Genomic DNA, 20,233 nt, shown 5'->3' on the forward strand with positions numbered 1-20,233 from the left:
ATGTAGGGACATACATTTTGAGATTAATAGGAAAGAACAGCATCTTTGTAAACAGAAATACCCGGTGAAAATTCACCATATCTATCGTAAAAACAGATCATGCCCTGATGAAGCAATTGATATTGATGTTGCCATTTTTGTTCCCGCCCTTTGTTACCCTGGCGCAGGAGCCACCACAAGCTTTCGAAACAACCGGCCGTAAATTTTCCTACATCGCTAATTTTTCGGAAGGCCGGGCAGTAGTAAAGATGTACAGCGCCAACGGTTACGGCTATATCGATATCACCGGGAACCTGGTGATTAAGCCACAGTTCGAAGAAGCAGACCGTTTCCGCAACGGCCTGGCGCCGGTAGGTAAAACCATTGCCGGACACCTGTTATATGGCTTTGCCGGTCCTGCCGGACAAATCCTGATCCCATACCAGTTTGAAGAAGTAAAAGAATTTTCCGACAACAGAGCAGCCGTCAAAAAGAAAGGCCGCTGGCAGTATATCGATAAAGCCGGTAAGACCATCCTGGGCCCTGCCTTTGTAGAAACAGATACGCTTTTTGATGAAATGCATAAGGGCGCTTACAAGGAGCTGGTATCCCGGCCCCGGCAATTTTCCAATGGCCGGTTGCTGGTACGGAAAAATAAATTGTATGGTTATGTAGACACCAGTGGTCACTGGGTGATTCCTCCCACCTATACAGCGGCGCATGTTTTTGCTGATGGGGTAGCACTGGTGGCTACACATGCCCCCTCGGGCGATACGATGAAAAGCAAAGATGAACTATCCGGCTTGTATAACAGCTTGCCGGACGGACCTCCAGAGCTCAGTTGGTCAGTAATAGACAGCAGCGGTAAAGTATTGTTTAAGGCCGATGCCGAAAGAATAGAAGATTTTTCCAACGGCCTGGCCCTCTTCTATAAAAATGATGCCTGGGGCTTTATGAATAAAAACGGACTCCCCGTATTCATGCCACAATTTGCAGAAGCGCCTTATGCCTTCGCCAGCGGATTATCCATGGTGCAGGTGAATGGGAAAGCGGAGCGTAATAAAGACGGGCAACTTTTTATCCTCGATACGGGCGGTAACATCATCGGCAAAGTACCACTCTGTGATACCGCCGGCAATTGTATCTACGATTCTCAGTTGTCTTTTTCAGAAGGACTTATTGCGGTGAAAGTAGCCGGCGACACCAGGTCCGGCTGGGGCTTTATGGATGCCACCGGAAAAATGGTGATTGCACCGCAATTCAATGAAGTAACCCCCTTCAGCGAAGGCCGCGCTATTGCGGTTACCAGCGAAGGTCAATTAATAGTGATTAAAAAGCCGGAACAAAAATGAAAACGAAATATTTACTCGCCACCGCCTGCTTACTTTCCTGTTTCACTGTACTGGCGCAGCAGCCCATCATCGCTGATTATCTTGGTAAGTTTGAAGGAGAGCTGGCGCCCGTGAAAATCCGCCAGCAAAAGCAAATGCTGCATTATTCCGGCGCGGTGTTAATCGACAAACTGGAAAACATTGGCTACTATAATACCATCATCGGGATAAAGCATAATGCCTATGGCGCTATCAATGATGCCGGTAAAATTATTGCCCCGTTTAAATATGATGAGGTCACACTTCAGGATGAAGAAGATAAAGTGTTCCCTGAGAAAAACTATTGCTTTGTCATTATCCGGCTCAATGGGAAATACGGCGCCATAGATACACTGGGTAATGTTATCTGTGCCCCCATTTACAATGAAGTAGGTACACTGACGCCTCATTTGGTGAAAATTAAAAAAGATGGTTTGTGGGGATGGTCGGATATAAAAACAGGAAAGGTATTGCAATCTCCCAAATACCAGGAAGTAGACAAAAGTTACGTGCTGGAAAATGCAGTGCAAATAAAGCAAGCCGGCAAAGTAGGCCTGGCGGCAGAAGACGGCAGCATCATCGTAGCACCTGAATATACTTCTTTTGACTACCTGGGCTATGAGGGCGCTACATTTTTTGGGTATACTACCCATGACAAAAGTGGGATCATGGATAAAACAGGAAAACCAATCACAAAAGCGATATATGATAAATGCGATCGTGGCCCGTCTCCGGAGCTCTTCGCAGTAACCGTAAACGGGAAAACAGGTTTCGTGAACGCTGCGGGAGTGAACGTACAGCCCTTGCAGTATACCAAAACGGAAGCCGCAGTCAACGCAATGAAAGTATGGACCGGCAATAAATGTGGCGTAATCAATGAAGCCGGTAAAGAAATTATTCCACCACAATATGATGAGATTAAAGCAGTGAATGATAAAGGTGAGGACATTTACGGCAGCGCAGTAGTGGATAGCTATGGAAAAGCCATCAGTGGCCCCGCTTATTTTATGGTGACAAAAGGAAAGAACGTTAGTTTGTTTGATAAGAACGGAAAACAATTACTGCCTTTCGAATATGAACGCATCGCCATTAGTCTTTACCACGATATTCCTTACCTGGAAGTAGTGAAAGATAACCGTAGCGGCCTGCTGGATTTGCAAGGGAAAACTATCTTTCCGCCAGCATATGACGCTATTCGTTTGGGATACATGGATAGCTATTTTTACGAGGATGCTGCTGCCGGTCCAGACAAAGGAATTTATCTACCTGTCATAAAAGGAAATAGCTTCGGCTTGTTTAATACGAGGACCGGTAAGGAGTTGCTGCCACCTATTTACAATTGGATCCAATGGCAGAACCCCGAAATTATGTACCTGAAAAATGGCGACACTACTTTACTGGCGACAAAGACCGGTAAAATTATCAGGGGAGGTAAACAATACGGATTTTATACGGCGGTAGATACCAACCGCATTGTAGAAACAACTTATGCGGATGATGGCCGCACCATTTGTATACTCACAGATATTGCCGGCAATAAAATATATACCAATCCGCGTTGGGAATTTAAGGAAGAAAGGTTTTCCAGGACGCTCATGCCCGACAGTCTGAGGAACGGTCATATCCAGTATAACAACGGGTTGCTGAAATTATGGGGCGACCCACGCGAAAACGTTTTTGTAGACGGCGAGGGAAAAGAAGTCGTGTTTAATGGCTACAGCTTTGTGGGTGACTTCTGGAACGGGCTGGCGCTTGCCGGCAAGAATGGGGCGCCGGATCATACCGTCTACGGTATTATTAATCGTCGGCAACAAGTGATCCTGCCCATTGAAATGGATGATATCACCGCCTTTGAAGACAATGTGCTACTGGTCCGGAAAGGAGATTTAAAAGGAATCATCAAAAAAGATGGGAGCTCCGTGTTGCCCGTTAAATACCAGCGCGTAGACAAATTCTACAACATGCCGTATTACAAGATCTATGAGGGCAACCTTTGCGGTATGGCAGATGTAAATGGAAAAGTAATTTTGCCGGCAGAATTTGAAGAGATTAACTATCAGGAAAGAGCAAAGCTGTTCCTGGTGACCAAAGCCCGGAAATCCGGTATCGCAGATATGGATGGCAAAATCATCATCCCGGCTATCTATGAGGAACTGGAAGTAAACCAGGGAGATGACACCATTTTTCCATTGCTGGTAAAACAAGGGAAGTGGTATTTTTACCTGGATAAAAATGGCAAGCCATTACCTTACCGCTCAGAAAAGAAAAAAAGTTATGAAGATTAAAAAGTCCCGGAATATGAACATACGTTTGTTACTGGTCGCCGGCTTTCTGCTGTCAGCACAGGCAGTTACTGCACAAAAAGGCTCCGTTTTTGTATATGGCTTTGCCCGCATGGAAGACAGTGGCAAAAGCTGGTTTATCAATACAAAAGGCGAAAAAGCCTTTGACCAGGCCATTGCGACGTATCATCCGGTAGATAGCAATGCGGATAAGAACAGTAACCACCAATTAATCAATGACAAAGAAACCATGATGCTGGTAAGCAGCAATGGTAAAATGGGCGTTGTCAACGACCAGGGAAACTGGGTGCTGCAGCCGGTATACGATACCATCGATCTGAGATGGAAATCCTACCTGGAGCTGCATCAGGGCGATAAAATGGCTTATGCAGATACCCATGGCAAACTATTGCTGCCCATGCAATTCCAGGAGGCAGGCATCCTGGATGATGATCATTTTGATGTAAAAGTCAATGGTAAATGGGGCATATTCAGTGTACCGCAAAATAAACTGGTCATACCTGCCATATACGAAGGCTTCGATTTTTGTGGTGGCTGCGGCAGGAAAGGAGACTACGTATTTGCGCAGCAAAACGGGCTATGGGGCGTGGTTACCTTCAACAACGAAATACTGGTTCCTTTTGAATACGAACACGAACACTCCTTCATGCGCAGTGATAACTGGGTACTTTGTTTTAAAAAGAAAGGACAGGAAGTGGTACTCAACATGGGAACGAAAAAAGAATACCTGGCGCCGGAGTATACTAAGATGGAACTCATCGGAAACGGTTTGCTGAAGGCCAGGAAGAATGGCTACTATGGCCTGATCAATGAAGATGGTACTACAGTGGCAGATTTTGTGTATGAAGAAATAAGCAGTCCTTATGGAGAAACAGGGGGTGGACCGTATTTTGCCATCACCAAAAAAGGGAAGACGGGTATCCTCCGCGAAGATGGTAAAGTGATCATTCCGCCGGCATATGATGGCGACATTACCTGTTTTGCCGATTGCTTTATTGTACCTGTTAACGGGAATTATAATCTGGTAGACACCACGGGTAAAAAGTTATTGCTCAAAGACTATACGGAAATCACGGGTATGAACACCACTTTCGACATAGAAACAGGACAGCCGTTCTTTAAGCTAAAGCAAAAAGCCCTGTATGGTTTCTATAACCCGTTGAACAAAAAAACAGTGGCGCCTGCTTTTTTTGAGATAGACCGTACCGGCAGCGACTTGCCATTGGATGGTTTACTGGAGGTCAGCTACCAGGAGAAGAAAGGGTTGTATAGTGTAACCGGAGAACAACTGTTACCGGCGGCCTACCAGGATTATGCGGCTTTAACTGCTAACCTGTTATGGGTAAAACAGCAGGGTGGCACTGGTGTATATGATATCAAAAATAAGCGCCTCCTGCTACCCGCTACGTGGTACAGCGTAGCATTATTGGATGGCGACAGTAGTCTGCTGCTGGTAACAAAATATACGAATGACAATTACAATAAAGGTTTATACGATAGCAAAGGTGCGATGGTGCTGCCTCCGGTATATAGCAGCATTGAGCTGGTGGGAGATGATCAGTACCTGCTCGGCATTGAAAAAGAGGAGAAGCAGCAGTATAGTATGTTCAACAGTAAAACGAAACAGAAAACACCGTTGCTGTATGACTACGTAAGGGTAGTCCCGCAAACAGAAAGGTTAATCGTTACCCATGCAGGTAACACCGGTATAATCGATGCACAAGGGCATATAGTCGTTCCCGTTAGTTATGAAAAGGTCACGTATTTAAAAAACAATTGCATACAGTTGGTTAAAAAGGGAGATGCCGGCCAGTCAGTGTTGGGGTATGCTGATAACAATGGTAAACTAATAGTACCATTGACATATGCGGAGGATAGTTATGGCGTTGGAAGTAGCGAAGATACCACTTACCTGCTGCTCACGAAGAAGGATAATGAAGATGGGGAGATTAAGCAGGGGCTGGCCTCGACCTGGGGCGTTATCGTGGTGCCACCCGTATATGACAGGGTATTGTCTGAAAGGACCGGGCTGGGATTCCTGGTGCAAAAAGGAAGGAAGTTCACCGTGCTGAACAGGGCCGGGCAACCATTGAATCCACAAGCTTTTGATGATGTGATGACAGGCGAACCGGTGCATTACGGAGGCAACAGTGTGGTGTATAGTTTCCCATTGCTGTGCAGGGAAGGAGAGCAATACCGGTACATAGGAGAAGATGGAAAATTATTGCCCCTGAAGATAACGGAGGTAATTACATTTTCACCCGCCGAAATGTACGGTATTCCTGCATTGTAGCCGGCGAGGCAGGGAAATATAAACACTACTGATTTATTTAACCAGGGATTCGTTATTTTTAGTCATAGAATATTGTCATGTGATAGATAATAAATAGACGTTTTCATAGGAGTTGCACAAGAAAAGTACCATCATCCCCTGGTTGTCGTAGAATAAAAAGTAGGTAGTTCGTTACCCTGTAATCGCTCTGGCCATATGCGTAAGTCGCTTTTATTGTTCGTAGTGTCATTGGCACTCATTTTCGTATTGCTGGTAATATTGTTTTTTTCAGGCTACCGGATCCATCGTCAAAGTGCGGTAAAGCTGTTGCAGGCAACGGATACACTAATGATAGATGACCCTTCCATTCACTTAATGGACTCCGCACTTTTTACCCTGAATGATGCAGAAAATAATTTCCGCCTGTATACGGTCCTGTATGAACGAAAATACCTGCAGACCTTTTCATCAGAGCTGGGCAACGTGTTATCGATGGTAGATACCATCAGCCATTCGTTGAGCAGCAGTAGCAATGATCAGCAGTTTAAAGACCTCATTAAAGAAAAAGAAACGGTTTCCGGCAACATTGCCGCGCTGAAAAAGGCCACCGACTCCATGTTAACCGGCTCGCTCAAAAACGATATGATCGATAGGCTGCTCAGCAGCATCCCGGTATATAATGTAAAGCAGGTTAAAAAAGAAAAGGTCACCATCGATACGGTGAATAATGTGCAGGAGCCCAAAACAGCGAAGAAAGGGTTCTTTAAAAGATTGGGAAATGCATTCGCCAACAAAAAAGATACGGTGAAAGCACAGGTCAGCATCCGGGTGAGAACAAAAGACGGGCGCGTAATAGATAAAGAAACCTATGATGCCATGCAGTTGAAAAAAGTGGTGACAGATGTAAATGGTTACTATAAAGATATTCTAAAGAAGCAACTGACAAACCGGCTAAAACTGAATGACCAGGAATCTTCACTGGCAGGTAATAACATCGCCATGATGGAGCAGTTAAAGGCATTGTTGATATCCCTGCGGGAAAATGCCGCAAAACAGCACCAGCTCACTAAACAGTCGGCTCAGCGGGTGGTTACCAATAGCACGTCCGACATGAAGAGTATGACCGCGAAAGGCCTGATTGCGCTGCTACTTTTTACTGCTATCATTATAGCAGGAGCCTGGATGATGCGAAAAAAGAATCAGCAACTCAAGCTCGCTAAACAGGTGGCAGAGGAACAAACAAGGGTGCGCACGGACTTCCTGAACAATATGAGTCATGAAATGCGCACCCCCCTGACCTCAGTAGCCGGCTTTACGGAGCAACTGGAATATACTCCGTTGAGTCCCGCGCAAAAAGGTATGGTGTCTTCTATAGCATCCGCTACCAATATGCTGATACAGGTGGTGAATGATGTACTGGATTTTTCCAAACTGGAAAACGATTATATTTCTTTCACGCCACAGCCTTTTGTATTATACCAGGTATATAACGAAGTGGTAGATATGATGCGGGTGCAGGCCGTAAAGAAGCACCTGGAATTCCGCGTAAGCTTTGAAGGAGATAAAAATGGACAGGTGAATGGCGATGTTTTCCGCCTGAAACAAATCCTGATCAATCTCCTCAGCAACGCCGTAAAATACACCGACAAGGGCAGCATCACTGTAACGGCTACACTGAGTGTACAAAATGATACGCAGTCGCTGTTCAGCTTTACTGTTACAGATACCGGAGAAGGTATCAGTCCGGAGGCCCAGCAACATTTGTTTGAGCGCTTCTTCCAGGCAGGTAATGCACGGAGCAGTGTCAAGGGCACCGGGCTGGGACTGGCCATCACCAAACGCCTGATCAATTTACAGGGTGGGGAGATTTTAGTGAAGAGTGAACTGCATAAAGGCTCCAGCTTTATTTGCCAGATCCCTTATGAAAAAGTAGCTGTGCCGCTGATGGTAACCGAAAGCCCTAAAGACATCCAGGAGCTGACAGGTGCTTTTATGGAAGGGCGTTACGTACTCGTTGCCGACGACCAGGAAATGAACCTGCTGTTGCTGAAGCTTATACTGACCCGATGGAAATGCCGTTTTGATATGGCTACAGATGGCAACAGTGCGATGGAGCTGTTTAACCAGTATAATTATGACCTCGTATTGCTTGACCTGCATATGCCAGGTATGAGCGGGGTAGAGGTGATGGAGCAAATCCGCAAGGATAAAGACCCGGTAAAAGCAGGCGTAGTATCACTGGCATTGACCGCCAATATTACTGCCGATGATGAAGCCGCCTTCAGAGCCGCCGGCTTTAATGGCTGGCTGATGAAACCTTTCCGGGAAAAAGAAATTTACCAGGAGATAATGAAATATCTGCCGGTGTAAGCAAAAAGCTATTGACGCGAATGACAATATTATTTGCATCCGCTTCAATAGCTTTATGTTTTCGGCTTTATGCTTTCTTTAGTTCCAGTTCACCGGTAATTCCAGCTTCTGTTATAAAAGTTTTATCGTGAGATATTAATAGCAACGTTCCTTTATACTCCGAAAAAATCTGCGTCAATATTTTGATATTAGGCAGATCCAGGTTATTAGTGGGTTCATCCAGCATAATCATATCCGGTGCTTTATTTTGCAGGGTCATACTGCAGAGTGCCAGTCGCAGCATTTCACCACCGCTCAATACGGCGCAGGATTTGTCCCAGGTGTCGGGGCCAAAGAGAAAATTCACCAGCACCGTTTTAACCATAGAAATCTCCAGACGGGTTTCATTAAATGCCATGGCCTGTTCAAGAATAGTTTTACTACGGTCAATGAGACTGTAATCCTGATCCAGCAGCAGACTGCGGGTGTTGGCCACATAGTGTTCACCGGTGGCCGGTGCAAGGTTACCCAGTAGTAATTGCAGCAAAGTGGATTTACCGCTGCCATTGGCTCCCGTGATGGCGAGGCGGTCGCCGCTGCGGAGGGTAAACGATAATGGCTTTTCCCAGAGCATGCTGCCAGGTGTCCAGCTATAGTTCAGGTCCGTAGCCTGCGCCAGTATTTTACCACGGTGCAGTGCAGACTGTTCAAAGTACCCTTTCATGATACGCTGTAACTGGACCATGGCCGCTATTTCCTGCAGTTCTGCCGCCAGGTCGCTCACTTTTTCGGTATGCACCTGTTCTAATTTTGCGGTAGATACTTCGGCAGCGTTTCTTCTGCCGTTGATCAGTATTTTCGGGATGCCTCCGGTTTTAGCCTTTTTCCTCGCTTGTGCATCTGCATGTTGCTTGCGTTCTATGGCTATCTGCCGTTGCTTCTTCGCTTCCTTCCAGGTTTTTTCCTGGTTGGCAATGCGTTGTTGCAGGGCATTTGTTTCCACCTCTTTCTGGGCGGCATAAAAATCATAGTTGCCACCATAAGCTTTGATGCCATCGGCCTGTAATTCCCAGATGGGCTGGCATAAACGCAGCAGCTCCCGGTCGTGGCTAACGATCAGCAACGTGCAGCTGGTAGCGGCTACCCAGGCATAGAGTTGTTCCCGGGCTGCATAGTCGAGGTGGTTGGTAGGTTCATCCAGCAACACCACCGGTGGATCGAATAGGTCGATGCCGGAAAGAAACAGCCTCGTCTTTTCACCGCCGCTGAGGGCCGCTAAAGGCTGATGGGGTGTCACCTGTGGGATGCCCCATTTTTCTACTGCCGCCTGGTAGCGGGCAGGGATATCCCAGTCGTCACCGATGATATCAAACCAATGTTGACTGGCATCGCCGGTGGTAATCGCTTCGAGGGCACGGAGCTTCTCTCCAATACCACACGCTTCCGCAACAGTAAGGTGATTAAAATGCCCGAAATGCTGCGGTACATAATACAAGGCGTCACTGGCGCTTACCGTGCCGGAAAACGGCTTTTCCTGGCCGGCAATGATCTTTAATAAAGTAGATTTACCAGCACCATTATGACCGGCAATCGCCGCTTTGTCTCCTTTGTTAAGCGTAAAATGAATATCCTGGAATAGCATTGCTCCGGAAGGAAGCTGGTAGCTGATATGTTGTGCGCTGATTAGCATATAAAATCGTTTGGAAATGAAAGTTTCCGGACGTGGTCCGTTGGCAAGGGCGGGAAATGATGGTCATCATTTTCATGTCAGTAAAATTTAGGTGAAACAAATCAGCATATGCAGCAGCATATCTGTGACAGACGTTAAATAAATATATTGATAGGTGGATTAAAACACGCCGGACGGCATGTTTACAGGATCAGCCTGTTTTGTGTATGTGGATTATAATTTCATGATGGGGCAAAGGTAAAAAAAAATTTCTTAAATTCTGGGTGATATTTGGTTGGTTACAGACACTAGTATATAAAACCAGGCTCTATGCGTCATCATGAAGATCAGTGGTTGGAAGAAATATACCGTAATACCTTGCCACGGGTAGCAAGCATCGTTTATCAGATGGGGGGCAACCTGGAGATGGCCAAAGATATTTTCCAGGACGCCGTGATCATCTATCTCGAAAAACAAAAAAAGCATACGCTGCCCGCCAACGTATCGCCGGCAGCTTATATTTCCGGCATCGCCAGGATCTGCTGTATCCGGAAAATGAAACAAACAGGGAGGTATACCTCTCTTGATCATATAAATACCGATATAGCAGTGCCGGCAGATTATTATGCGCCGCCGCCGGTAGCCAAACCATTACTGGACTACTTAAAGGCCGCTGGTAAACGTTGTCTGCAACTGCTGCAGGCCTTTTATTACGAGCAACATTCTATAGAAGAAATTGCCACAGATTTTAATTTCAAAACCGGCCACTCCGCCAGCGTACAGAAATATAAGTGCCTCGAAAAAGTAAGGGAACAGATTAAACAATCAGACTATGCGGAAACCGTTAGTTGAAATACAGGAAATAGACCAATACCTGCAGCGGGAAATGAGCGCATCTTCCCGACTTGTATTTCATGCCCGTATGCTGGTAGATCCCATCTTGGGCGATAAAGTACGCCATCAGCGTAAAGCCCTGCAGCTGCTGGTGTGGCTGGCGCGGGAAGAAAAACGCGCACAACTGGATACCGTTTTTCAACGACTCATGCAGGAGGAACTATTCAACAAATCCATCACTTCAATTTTTAAATAACATGGCATTTTTAATTCCAACGGTGATCGACGGCGACAGCCGCGGCGCCTTTGATATATACAGCCTGCTGCTGAAAGAAAGAATTGTTTTTCTCGGCACAGCGATCGATGACCAGGTGGCCAACCTCATGGTGGCACAACTCCTGTACCTCGACAGTGAAAATCACCGGCCTATCAATATGTACATCAACAGTCCCGGTGGTGTGATTTATGCCGGCCTGGCCATTTATGATACCATGAAAATGCTGAAGTCGCCGGTATCTACGATGGCGGTTGGTTTTACCGGCAGTATGGGCACCATCATCCTCACGGCGGGGGCCACGGGGCAACGCTATGCATTACCCAATGCTACCATCCACATGCACCCGTCCAGTGGCGGTGCCAAAGGGTATACGGAAGATGTACGCATCGCTTTCCGCGAACAACAAAGACTACAGGATAAAACGTTCCAGGTGATCGCCAAACACGCCGGCCGCAGCGTAGAAGAAGTGGCGGCTGCTTTCAATAATGATCACTTCATGACGGCAGAAGAAGCGAAAGCATTCGGACTGGTAGACGAAGTACTCAATACTACGGAAGCATTGCCCGCACTGCCATTCCGCCAGGAATTGCTGATCGGATCCTAAAAAACAGCATCCTTATCCCATACCGCCATCGTCACAAAACGCCAGGTAAGATTTTCTTCCTGGTACCATACCGTGATATTTTTTTCTCCATTATACCAGGTCACTTCTTTGATCTGCACACGCTTGTGCAGATAGTCGCGGCGCTTATAAAAGTTCAGCAGTCCAATCCTGAATTCAGATAAGGAATCGGACATATAAAACTCCGTGGCTTCATCCGATGGCCCGGCGATGGCAATGGCTTCTTCCAGTGTTTTATTTTTCAATAAAGCTGGTGCTACGGTATCGGGAGGTTGCGCCTGCCCGGCAACAACGGTATCCATAACAGGTTGTCCGGCATCGGGATTGGCCGGAGCCGTGTGGCAGGCAATGCTCATAATGGTGGCACAGGTGATAACGATAGCAATGCGCATAGCAAGTGGATGGTTTGTATAAAACTATTCTTTCGCAATTTACTATTATCTTGCCGGTGCAATGTAGTAACAACCCCATTTTTTAGTAAATTCAGTGACTACTTCAGCACTAAAGCACCGTATTGTTATGAGATTAAGAGTCGCCAGGCATACCACTTCACTGGATCAGATCATTAGTTTTTATCAGGATGTATTAGGCTTCCGGCAATTGGGATCTTTTCAGGATCACAGTCAGTATGATGGAGTGTTCCTGGGCCTGCCCGGAGAAAACTGGCACCTGGAGTTCACCGTTTCCAAAGATGCGCCGCAGCATCAGCCAGACGAAGATGACCTGCTGGTATTATACCCCGAGACAAAAGAAGTCTTTACCAAAATGCTGCAAAAGGCCCGCAGAGCGGGAACACCGGAAGTAAAAGCGAAAAATCCATACTGGAACGAACACGGTATTACGTTGTTGGACCCGGATGGTTTCCGGCTGGTGCTGGTAATGGTGAAATAATTATTTCCACCCACCGCCTAAAGCGCGGTATAAGAAAACGATGGCCTGCAGCTGTTGCAGGTGGTCGTTTATTTTATTCAGTTGGGCCGACAACAGGCTCTGTTGTGCATTCAGCACCTCTGTATAATTCGCAAATCCATATCGTACCAGTTCCTGTGTATAATCCACCGACAGTTGCAGGTTTTGCAATTGCAGTCGCCGTGAGTTGGCTTTTTCCTGCGCCGTTTGATAAGAAAATAAGGCATTGGATACTTCCTGACCTGCCGTCAGCACGGCGGTGCGGAAGCCCAGCGCGGCCTGTTGTTGTTGTTCCTGTGCGACCTTTAACCTGGTTCTGTTGATGCCCTGGTTGAAGAGTGGCTGTGCCAATCCTGCTGTCAGGTTACTCAGCCAGGAACCCGGGCCGGTAAGCGAAAAATAGCTGGTAAAGCCACCGGACGCAGATATGGTGAGGGCAGGGTAGAAGTAGGTGCGGGCTACATTCGTTAATTCAAAATAATACCGCAGGTTATATTCTGCTGCCTGTACATCCGGCCGGTTAGCCAACAGTTGCGCAGGCACACCTGTTTTCAGTAACATAATGGGCTGTTGATTGTCGATGCTGCTACGGACAACAGGTCCTCCAGTACGGCCCAGCAGCAGGTTCAGCGTGTTTTCTGTTTCCCGGATCGATTGCTTCAGATCAGGGATCGTTACTTCCGCCGCATACCTGCTGGCTTCACTCTGTACTACCGCCGCCCCGGTGACAACATCCGCCTTTTTCAATTCTTTCATCACGTCTACGGTGGCCTGCCAGTTGACCACCGTTTGCTGGGTAATCTTCAGTTGCTGATCCAATGCCATCAGGTTATAGTAGTTGTTGGCAATGTTGGCGATCAGCGCGGTTTGCACCGCTTGCGCATTTGCGGTGGCCTGTAACAGGGAGGCCAGTGCAGCCCTTCGGCTGCTGCGAAGCTTTCCCCAGATATCGGCTTCCCAGGCGGCTGTCAGTTCTACCCCATATTGTTGTGGCGTAACTGTTCTACCGGTATTTTTTTGATTAGATGCGCCGTTAAAAGTCGCGCTGGCATCTGCATTCACTGCAGGATACAGCGCCTGCCTGCTTTGTGAATAGCTGGCCGCCGCCTGCCGCATACGTGACCAGGCCACCTGCAGATCCAGGTTATTACCAATACCTTCTGTGATGAGTTGTTGCAGTAAGGTATCTGTAAAGATATCTTTCCAGTGCAGGGTAGCAATGGTGTTGGTGTCGGTGGTGGTTACATCGCGGTAAAGATTTTTATCCGCGATGCCGGGCGACTGATACGGCCGTACAATATGACAGGCTGATAGCATGACTGCCAGGCCGCCAATAAAAAAAACAATATTTGATGAAACACGAAAATGCATGCGCTGATATTTTTGATATACCTGTCTGCGAACAGGATAGTTTTTTAAGATGCAGTTTGCTCCATATGCGGAGGAGCATCATTTTCTTCTTCTTCTTTTTCCGGTGCACGTTGTATTTTTTCCTGCAGTGTCTGGAAGACGATAAACAAAGTAGGGGTAATGAATATACCGAAAACCGTTCCCACCAGCATACCACCTACTGCCCCTGTTCCGATAGAACGGTTACCGTTGGCGCCTGCGCCACTGGCGATCATGAGCGGTACCAGCCCCAGTATGAATGCAAAGGAAGTCATCAGAATAGGCCGTAATCTGGCCTGCGCACCGCTGACGGCTGCTTCGGCTATGCTCATTCCATTACGTCTTCGTTCTACCGCATATTCTACTATCAGGATCGCATTTTTTGCGAGCAACCCAATCAGCATAATCAGCGTGATTTGTACGTAAATATTATTGCTGATACCAAATATTAACGCAAACAGGAAGGCGCCGAAAATACCTACCGGGATCGCCAGTAAGATGGCAAACGGCAACAGGTAACTTTCATACTGGGCACTCAGCAGCAGGTATACGAATATGAGACACAGCAGGAAGATAAAGATGGTTTGACTACTGCCAGCCAGCTCTTCTCTCGTAATGCCGGAGAATTCAAATCCGAAACCCGTTGGCAACGTTTCTGCGCCCGACTCCTGTATGGCCGCAATGGCCTGTCCGGAGCTGTAAGACGAATTCGGCGTGCCGCTGATACTGATAGAATTGAACAGGTTAAAACGCGTGATGGCTTGCGGGCCATACGTTTGCGATAAGGTAATAAACTCCGTAATCGGTACCATCACGCCATCTCCGGTGCGCACAAATACCGCATTCAGACTTTCCTGTGTCAACCGGTATTCAGGGGAAGCCTGCACCATTACCCGGTATTGCTGCCCGAACTGATTGAAGTTGGACGCATAGATGCCGCCATAATATCCCTGCATGGCATTGGTAATATCTGTTACATTCAGTCCCGCATCCTTGATCTTTGGCACATTCACATTCATCAGGTACTGCGGAAAGTTGGGATTAAAGGAAGTGGTGGCAAACTGTATTTCCGGGCGCTGCGTCAGTACGCTGAGAAAATCTTTGTTCACTTTATAAAAGTGTGCAATATCGCCACCGGTTTTATCCTGCAACTGGAAAGCGAATCCGTTGGAGGCGCCAAAACCCTGTATGGTTGCCGGTGCAAAGAACTTTATCTCCGCTTCGGTCATGTCAGCACTTTTCTTGTTTAAGTCTTTAATGATATCCTGTATGCTTCTCTTCCGCTGATCCCAGGGTATCAGTCGCATCACCACCATGGCATAGTTACTACCTGTTCCGGACAACTGTCCGCGACCGGTAACGGCCAGCACATTATTGATTTCAGGTATGGTGGCTGCGAGCTTTTCTATTTTACGTGTTACAATATCTGTCCGCTGCAGAGAGGCATCCGGTGGCAAACTGATGTTACAGTTAATCGTACCCAGGTCCTCTTCCGGCACAAAAGCGGTAGGCGTTATCTTCGCCAGTATAATCAGTCCTGCCGTAAATAATACGAGCACCCCGAGCGGGATCCATTTCCGCTTGCTGAAAAAAGTAAGGGTGCTGGTATATCGTTTGGTGAGTCTTTCAAACGCCACATTGAATGCCTGGTAAAAGCGCTGCAGGAAGTTCATTTTCTTCGTATGGTCGTTTCCGTGAGGCCGCAGAAAAATAGCACAAAGTGCAGGGCTCAGGGTCAGCGCATTGATGGCCGACAACACAATGGCAATGGCCAGCGTAAGACCGAACTGCTTATAGAAAATACCGGAGGACCCACCGATAAAACTCACCGGAATAAATACAGCAGACATCACCAGCGTAATAGATACGATGGCACCGGATATCTCATCCAGGGCGTCTATACTGGCTTTGCGGGCCGACTTATACCCCGTATCCAGCCTGGCATGCACCGCTTCCACGATCACAATGGCGTCGTCCACCACAATCCCGATGGCCAGGATCAGCGCGAACAAAGTGAGCAGGTTAATGGTGAAGCCAAACAACTTCAGGAAAAAGAAAGTACCTATAATCGCTACCGGAACAGAGATGGCCGGTATCAACGTAGAACGAAAATCCTGAAGGAAAATAAATACCACTACAAACACCAGTATAAATGCTTCGAACAGCGTATGCAATACCTTGTCGATAGAGGCGGTCAGAAAGTCATCCACGTTTTGCAGCACCACATACTTTACACCTTTAGGGAATGTTTTGGACGCTTCTTCCATTACCTTCAGTGTTTGTGTGATCACATCACGTGCATTGGAACCGGCCACCTGCGCCACGCTTACGGATACCGCCGGATAGCCGTTGGTACGGGTACTATTGAAATAGCTGAGCGCCCCCAGCTCTATACGCGCCACATCTTTCAGCCGCAGCAAGCGGCTACGCAGATTAGACCGCAACACGATGTTGCCGAACTGGGTAGTATCTACCAGCGTACCAGGGTATTTGATAACGTACTGGAAAGCCTGCCCACCACTTTCGCCGAACTGCCCGGGAGCCGCCTGAATATTCTGTTCAGATAATGCCGCGGTAATATCTGCCGGTATCAGTCCATAACTGGCCATGGCCTGGGTATTCAGCCATATGCGCATGGAATAGTCCATAGATCCCGAAGCGGAAGCATCGCCAACGCCAGGAATACGTTTGATCACCGGGGTGATATTGATATCTGTAAAGTTCTGTAGAAAGGTTTGGTCAAACGAAGGATTGGTACTGTATACAGAAAAGATAAGCAGGTTACTGGTTTGCTTTTTCTGCACAGTAACGCCTGAACGGGTGACCTCCTGCGGCAGTAACGGTGTAGCCCTTGCTACTGCATTCTGCACATTCACCGCGGCCATGTTGGGATCGCTGCCAATCTTAAAGCTTACCGTAATATTGGCAGAGCCATCATTGCCGGCAGTGGAGGTGATATAGTCCATGTTTTCCACCCCATTGATCTGCTGTTCCAGCGGAATCACCACACTTTTCAGCACTACATCTGCATTGGCGCCACTGTAGGAGGTTTGCACCTGGATGGTCGGTGGGGCAATGTCAGGATATTGGGAGATGGGAAGTGATACCAGCCCCAGTATCCCCAGGGTGACAATAATGATGGATACAACTGTTGATAATACCGGCCGCTCTATAAATCTTCTTAACATGTTATTATTTTAATGGATCGGGTAATGATCCTATTGCTCAGAGACTGTTATACACGCTGTCTGCATTCACCATACGGGGATTAATCACCTGGTCTTCCCGCAGGTTGCTGATGCCATCAATCACAATTTTATCGCCTTTCTTTACACCATGCTGTACAATGAAGGATTGTCCGGCCGCAGCGGCGTTGGAACCGATATCTACGGACTTCACTTTATTATCGGCATCCAGCACATACACAAACAGTTTGCCCTGTATCTGGTAGGTGGCCTTCTGAGGTACCAGCAAAGCAGTGTCTATGGTTTGTGGAATGCGTACAATGGCGCTGCTGCCGCTGCGCACCAGTCCATCAGGATTGGCGAAGGTGGCCCGCATATTCAGGGCGCCGGTTGAAGGGTTAATTAATCCGCTGGCAGTTTCCACCCGGCCCTTGCGGGGCAGCACAATACCGTTGGCCAGCACCAGCGTTACCGGCGGCATGGTGGCCAGCTTATCTTGCATGGTAACGCCTTTGGACGACAGGAAGAAATCCAGTCCCTGTCTTTCATTGATAGAAAAGTAAGCGTAGATAGTAGAAATATTGGAAACAGTAGTCAGCGGATTAGTAGTGGTACTATTAACCAGGCTGCCTATTTTATAAGGAAGTATGCCTATCACCCCGTCAGCAGGGCTGTTGATGATGGTATAGCTTAAATTGGTTTTAGCATTATTGAACGCTGCATTCGCCTGGGCCAGCGCCGCCTGTTTGGACTGCAGATTATATGCCGCGGCTTCCAGTTCATAGGCGCTCACGATATCTTTTTCTACCAGTGGTTTTACCTTGTTCACCTGCATCTGCGCCGCATTTACATCGGCCACCGCAATTTTTATATTGGCTGCTGCCGTATTTACATTCTGTTCATACTGCGGGGCGTTGATCCGGAACAGCAACTGTCCTTTTTTTACGGTAGCTCCTTCATCAATGTAAATGGCATCCACATAGCCATCGATCTTAGGCCGGATCTCAATATTTTGCACACCCATAATGGTAGCAGGATAATCGGAATTGATGACCGCACTTTTGGGTTGAAGAACGATGACGGGGTAAGGCTTTACAGTGGCTTGTTTGCCGCCACCCTTATTGTTTTTACAGGCACCCAGTACAAAAAGGAGGACAAGCGCAATAGTAAATTTACTCATAGCATTACGGTTCGTTTAAGAAGATCCATTCTTTTGTTATACAGTAACAGTGATCCCAGTACTTGTGTTCATGGTTACCAGAAATAGTACGGTTTAGACAGCCAGGATGCCGATGGGTTTATTATTACAATAGTTAAACACTGTTAAAGCCGGGAGCAGCAAGGGTGGAGAGCAGTAAAAAAGCCGAAAGCTATCTCCCGGGAGATAGCTTTCGGCTTAAAAAAAAGGTGAATGGGGAAAGTGGATCAGCCTTGTTGAGCGTAATCAAAATTGATCAGCCATTGAATGCCGAATTGATCAGCAAACATGCCGAAATAGGAGCCCCATGGAGCTTTGCCCATGGGCATATGCACCTGGCCACCGGCGGATAAACTATTAAAGAGGTGGTCTGCTTCCGCTTCGCTATCCGCCTGGATGGCTACGGAAAACTGGTTGCCTGCTGCTATCGGCCCCATACTTTCCATGCTGTCGCTGCCCATTAGAATGGTGTTTTTTCCGATCGGTAATGCAACATGCATAATTTTGTCCTTTTCGGCCGGTGCGCTTTGGTCCGGAGCACCTTCACCAAAACGGACGAGCGTCAGGAATTCACCGCCGAATGCAGCCTTGTAATGATTGAAAGCTGTTTCACAATTGTTGCCGAAAGTTAAATAAGGATTGACTGCTGCCATGATAAATTAGTTTTTTGGAATTACTGTTAATGACTCAAAGGTATTATCCTCCCTGCATACACATAGAGGTTGGTTAAGACAATCATAGGGGCAATTGCGACATACTTACTCCCATTTGAATAGCCTCACCGAAAGAATCGCTACAACGGTGGCCCAGATAATCAGTCCCAGCAACTGTATGGGTATTTGCCAGATATGCAGGCCCTCAAACGCTATTTTGCGTAATCCGTCTACAAAGAAAGTGAGGGGCAGCATTTCGCAGAAAGTGCGCAGCCATACCGGGTAGTTATCTATCGGAAAAAATAATCCGCATAGCAGGATCTGTGGTACGGTCAGCGTATTGGCTACCGGCGCAATAGAACTTTCATTACGGATCAGGCCACTGATAATAAAACCGATGCCCATAAATATGATCAGTCCGAAAACGGACAGCAGCAACATTTCCAGGAAGGTAATGAAGCCATTCACCAGCGTGAAATGAAATGCATAATATCCCAGGGCAGTAATAATGATAAAACAAATGATCTGGAATAACAGGCGGCTGATCATCTCACCCAGCAACAAAAAGGAACGTTTGATCGGCGTTACGTATATGCGTTTCAGTACGAGGGTATTCCGTAAATTAAACAGCAGGAAGGCGGAGCCGAAAACACCGGCCATCAATAGGGAGAAACCCAGTTGTCCCGGTAAAATAAAATCGATTTGCCGGTACACCCGGCCCGGTATATTTACCGTTCGGATACTGGCTGCTACAGGTTGATCCGGTAATACTTTCCGGTTTACTTCGGTAGCGGCTTCCTGTAACGCCGCCTTTATCAGCGGCAGCTTATCTGCTACGGCACTGCTGCCCAACAGATCGGTGCCAAAATGTGGTACCCCGTTTACCAATGCCGGTGGATGCAGGTATAAGATGCCCGCTATTCTGCCTTTCTTTAAATCGGCCAGCATAGCGGCAGAATCTTTACCATAAGAAAGATCAAATATAGAAATGGATTTGATGGCAGCATAGATAGGGCTGCTGCTATCGCTGTGAGGTGACAATACAATTTTTACTTTCACGGCCGTATTGTCCACCATGGCCCCAAACACTGTGACGAAAATGATAGGAAATAATAAGGCAAATACAATGGAGGTAGGACTGCGCAAGGTGGCAATAAGACTCGCTTTTGACAATACCAGTGCCGCTTTAAACTGACTATATTTTTTTGACATACACTTCTTTAA

15 protein-coding genes are annotated in these 20,233 nt (G+C 47.1%); 8 read left to right on the plus strand and 7 right to left on the minus strand.

The genetic code is table 11. The annotated features are described in order from the left end of the window. Window positions 1-107 precede the first annotated feature (107 nt). The 4 genes from AC1DP6_RS21760 (at window position 108) to AC1DP6_RS21775 (ending at window position 8,294) form a co-directional block, all read left to right on the plus strand. On the plus strand, window positions 108-1,331 hold the full coding sequence (locus AC1DP6_RS21760; RefSeq protein ID WP_477056698.1) for a WG repeat-containing protein: 1,224 nt from the start codon (window positions 108-110) through the stop codon (window positions 1,329-1,331). Further along, the gene (locus AC1DP6_RS21765) at window positions 1,328-3,634 is read left to right on the plus strand and encodes a WG repeat-containing protein (protein ID WP_477056699.1); all 2,307 of its coding nucleotides are present in this window, start codon (window positions 1,328-1,330) and stop codon (window positions 3,632-3,634) included. The genes AC1DP6_RS21760 and AC1DP6_RS21765 overlap by 4 nt, the downstream gene beginning before the upstream one ends. 13 nt (window positions 3,635-3,647) lie before the next feature. Next, window positions 3,648-5,945, plus strand: coding sequence for a WG repeat-containing protein (locus AC1DP6_RS21770; RefSeq protein WP_477056700.1), 2,298 nt, complete (start codon window positions 3,648-3,650; stop codon window positions 5,943-5,945). A gap of 195 nt (window positions 5,946-6,140) precedes the next feature. Further along, entirely contained in the window at window positions 6,141-8,294 is a 2,154-nt protein-coding gene (locus AC1DP6_RS21775; RefSeq protein WP_477056701.1) for an ATP-binding protein, read from the plus strand. Window positions 8,295-8,361: 67 nt separating this feature from the next. Here AC1DP6_RS21775 and AC1DP6_RS21780 read toward each other — a convergent pair whose 3' ends face one another. Beyond that, entirely contained in the window at window positions 8,362-9,963 is a 1,602-nt protein-coding gene (locus tag AC1DP6_RS21780; protein WP_477056702.1) for an ABC-F family ATP-binding cassette domain-containing protein, read from the minus strand. A 309-nt stretch (window positions 9,964-10,272) separates the two neighbouring features. Between AC1DP6_RS21780 and AC1DP6_RS21785 the strand changes: the two genes are divergently transcribed. The 3 genes from AC1DP6_RS21785 to AC1DP6_RS21795 are packed head-to-tail and all read left to right on the plus strand — an operon-like array spanning window position 10,273 to window position 11,657. After that, entirely contained in the window at window positions 10,273-10,794 is a 522-nt protein-coding gene (locus tag AC1DP6_RS21785) for an RNA polymerase sigma factor (protein ID WP_477056703.1), read from the plus strand. Next, window positions 10,775-11,032, plus strand: coding sequence for a hypothetical protein (locus tag AC1DP6_RS21790; protein WP_477056704.1), 258 nt, complete (start codon window positions 10,775-10,777; stop codon window positions 11,030-11,032). The genes AC1DP6_RS21785 and AC1DP6_RS21790 overlap by 20 nt, the downstream gene beginning before the upstream one ends. A 1-nt stretch (window position 11,033) precedes the next feature. Beyond that, window positions 11,034-11,657: a ClpP family protease gene (locus tag AC1DP6_RS21795; RefSeq protein ID WP_477024794.1), complete on the plus strand. Its 624-nt coding sequence runs from the start codon at window positions 11,034-11,036 to the stop codon at window positions 11,655-11,657. Here the strand turns inward: AC1DP6_RS21795 and AC1DP6_RS21800 are convergent. Then, window positions 11,654-12,067: a hypothetical protein gene (locus AC1DP6_RS21800; protein ID WP_477056705.1), complete on the minus strand. Its 414-nt coding sequence runs from the start codon at window positions 12,065-12,067 to the stop codon at window positions 11,654-11,656. The genes AC1DP6_RS21795 and AC1DP6_RS21800 overlap by 4 nt on opposite strands. A gap of 127 nt (window positions 12,068-12,194) precedes the next feature. Here AC1DP6_RS21800 and AC1DP6_RS21805 point away from each other — a divergent pair, with 127 nt between their 5' ends. Next, window positions 12,195-12,566, plus strand: a complete 372-nt coding sequence (locus AC1DP6_RS21805; RefSeq protein WP_477024792.1) for a VOC family protein — start codon at window positions 12,195-12,197, stop codon at window positions 12,564-12,566. Here the strand turns inward: AC1DP6_RS21805 and AC1DP6_RS21810 are convergent, their stop codons facing one another. The 5 genes from AC1DP6_RS21810 to AC1DP6_RS21830 form a co-directional block, all read right to left on the minus strand. After that, window positions 12,567-13,955 (minus strand): efflux transporter outer membrane subunit, encoded by a 1,389-nt coding sequence (locus AC1DP6_RS21810; RefSeq protein ID WP_477056706.1) that lies wholly within the window; start codon window positions 13,953-13,955, stop codon window positions 12,567-12,569. 44 nt (window positions 13,956-13,999) lie between these two features. Next, complete coding sequence (locus AC1DP6_RS21815) at window positions 14,000-17,161, minus strand: efflux RND transporter permease subunit (RefSeq protein WP_477056707.1); 3,162 nt, start codon at window positions 17,159-17,161, stop codon at window positions 14,000-14,002. 37 nt (window positions 17,162-17,198) lie between these two features. Next, window positions 17,199-18,338 (minus strand): efflux RND transporter periplasmic adaptor subunit, encoded by a 1,140-nt coding sequence (locus AC1DP6_RS21820; RefSeq protein ID WP_477056708.1) that lies wholly within the window; start codon window positions 18,336-18,338, stop codon window positions 17,199-17,201. A 245-nt stretch (window positions 18,339-18,583) separates the two neighbouring features. After that, window positions 18,584-19,009 (minus strand): VOC family protein, encoded by a 426-nt coding sequence (locus AC1DP6_RS21825; protein ID WP_477056709.1) that lies wholly within the window; start codon window positions 19,007-19,009, stop codon window positions 18,584-18,586. Between the two features lie 105 nt (window positions 19,010-19,114). Next, entirely contained in the window at window positions 19,115-20,221 is a 1,107-nt protein-coding gene (locus AC1DP6_RS21830) for an ABC transporter permease (protein ID WP_477056710.1), read from the minus strand. Window positions 20,222-20,233: the final 12 nt, after the last annotated feature.

It is taken from the genome of Chitinophaga sp. 01L420 (assembly GCF_056399985.1).

What these genes read in the sequence shown, in the direction of transcription:
- AC1DP6_RS21790 (WP_477056704.1), top strand. Translation starts at nt 10,775, where the DNA reads ATGCGGAAACCGTTAGTTGAAATACAGGAAATAGACCAATACCTGCAG.
- AC1DP6_RS21775 (WP_477056701.1), top strand. Translation starts at nt 6,141, where the DNA reads ATGCGTAAGTCGCTTTTATTGTTCGTAGTGTCATTGGCACTCATTTTC.
- AC1DP6_RS21825 (WP_477056709.1), bottom strand. Translation starts at nt 19,009, where the DNA reads ATGGCAGCAGTCAATCCTTATTTAACTTTCGGCAACAATTGTGAAACA.
- AC1DP6_RS21815 (WP_477056707.1), bottom strand. Translation starts at nt 17,161, where the DNA reads ATGTTAAGAAGATTTATAGAGCGGCCGGTATTATCAACAGTTGTATCC.
- AC1DP6_RS21810 (WP_477056706.1), bottom strand. Translation starts at nt 13,955, where the DNA reads ATGCATTTTCGTGTTTCATCAAATATTGTTTTTTTTATTGGCGGCCTG.
- AC1DP6_RS21780 (WP_477056702.1), bottom strand. Translation starts at nt 9,963, where the DNA reads ATGCTAATCAGCGCACAACATATCAGCTACCAGCTTCCTTCCGGAGCA.
- AC1DP6_RS21800 (WP_477056705.1), bottom strand. Translation starts at nt 12,067, where the DNA reads ATGCGCATTGCTATCGTTATCACCTGTGCCACCATTATGAGCATTGCC.
- AC1DP6_RS21770 (WP_477056700.1), top strand. Translation starts at nt 3,648, where the DNA reads ATGAACATACGTTTGTTACTGGTCGCCGGCTTTCTGCTGTCAGCACAG.
- AC1DP6_RS21765 (WP_477056699.1), top strand. Translation starts at nt 1,328, where the DNA reads ATGAAAACGAAATATTTACTCGCCACCGCCTGCTTACTTTCCTGTTTC.
- AC1DP6_RS21830 (WP_477056710.1), bottom strand. Translation starts at nt 20,221, where the DNA reads ATGTCAAAAAAATATAGTCAGTTTAAAGCGGCACTGGTATTGTCAAAA.
- AC1DP6_RS21820 (WP_477056708.1), bottom strand. Translation starts at nt 18,338, where the DNA reads ATGAGTAAATTTACTATTGCGCTTGTCCTCCTTTTTGTACTGGGTGCC.
- AC1DP6_RS21795 (WP_477024794.1), top strand. Translation starts at nt 11,034, where the DNA reads ATGGCATTTTTAATTCCAACGGTGATCGACGGCGACAGCCGCGGCGCC.
- AC1DP6_RS21785 (WP_477056703.1), top strand. Translation starts at nt 10,273, where the DNA reads ATGCGTCATCATGAAGATCAGTGGTTGGAAGAAATATACCGTAATACC.
- AC1DP6_RS21805 (WP_477024792.1), top strand. Translation starts at nt 12,195, where the DNA reads ATGAGATTAAGAGTCGCCAGGCATACCACTTCACTGGATCAGATCATT.
- AC1DP6_RS21760 (WP_477056698.1), top strand. Translation starts at nt 108, where the DNA reads ATGAAGCAATTGATATTGATGTTGCCATTTTTGTTCCCGCCCTTTGTT.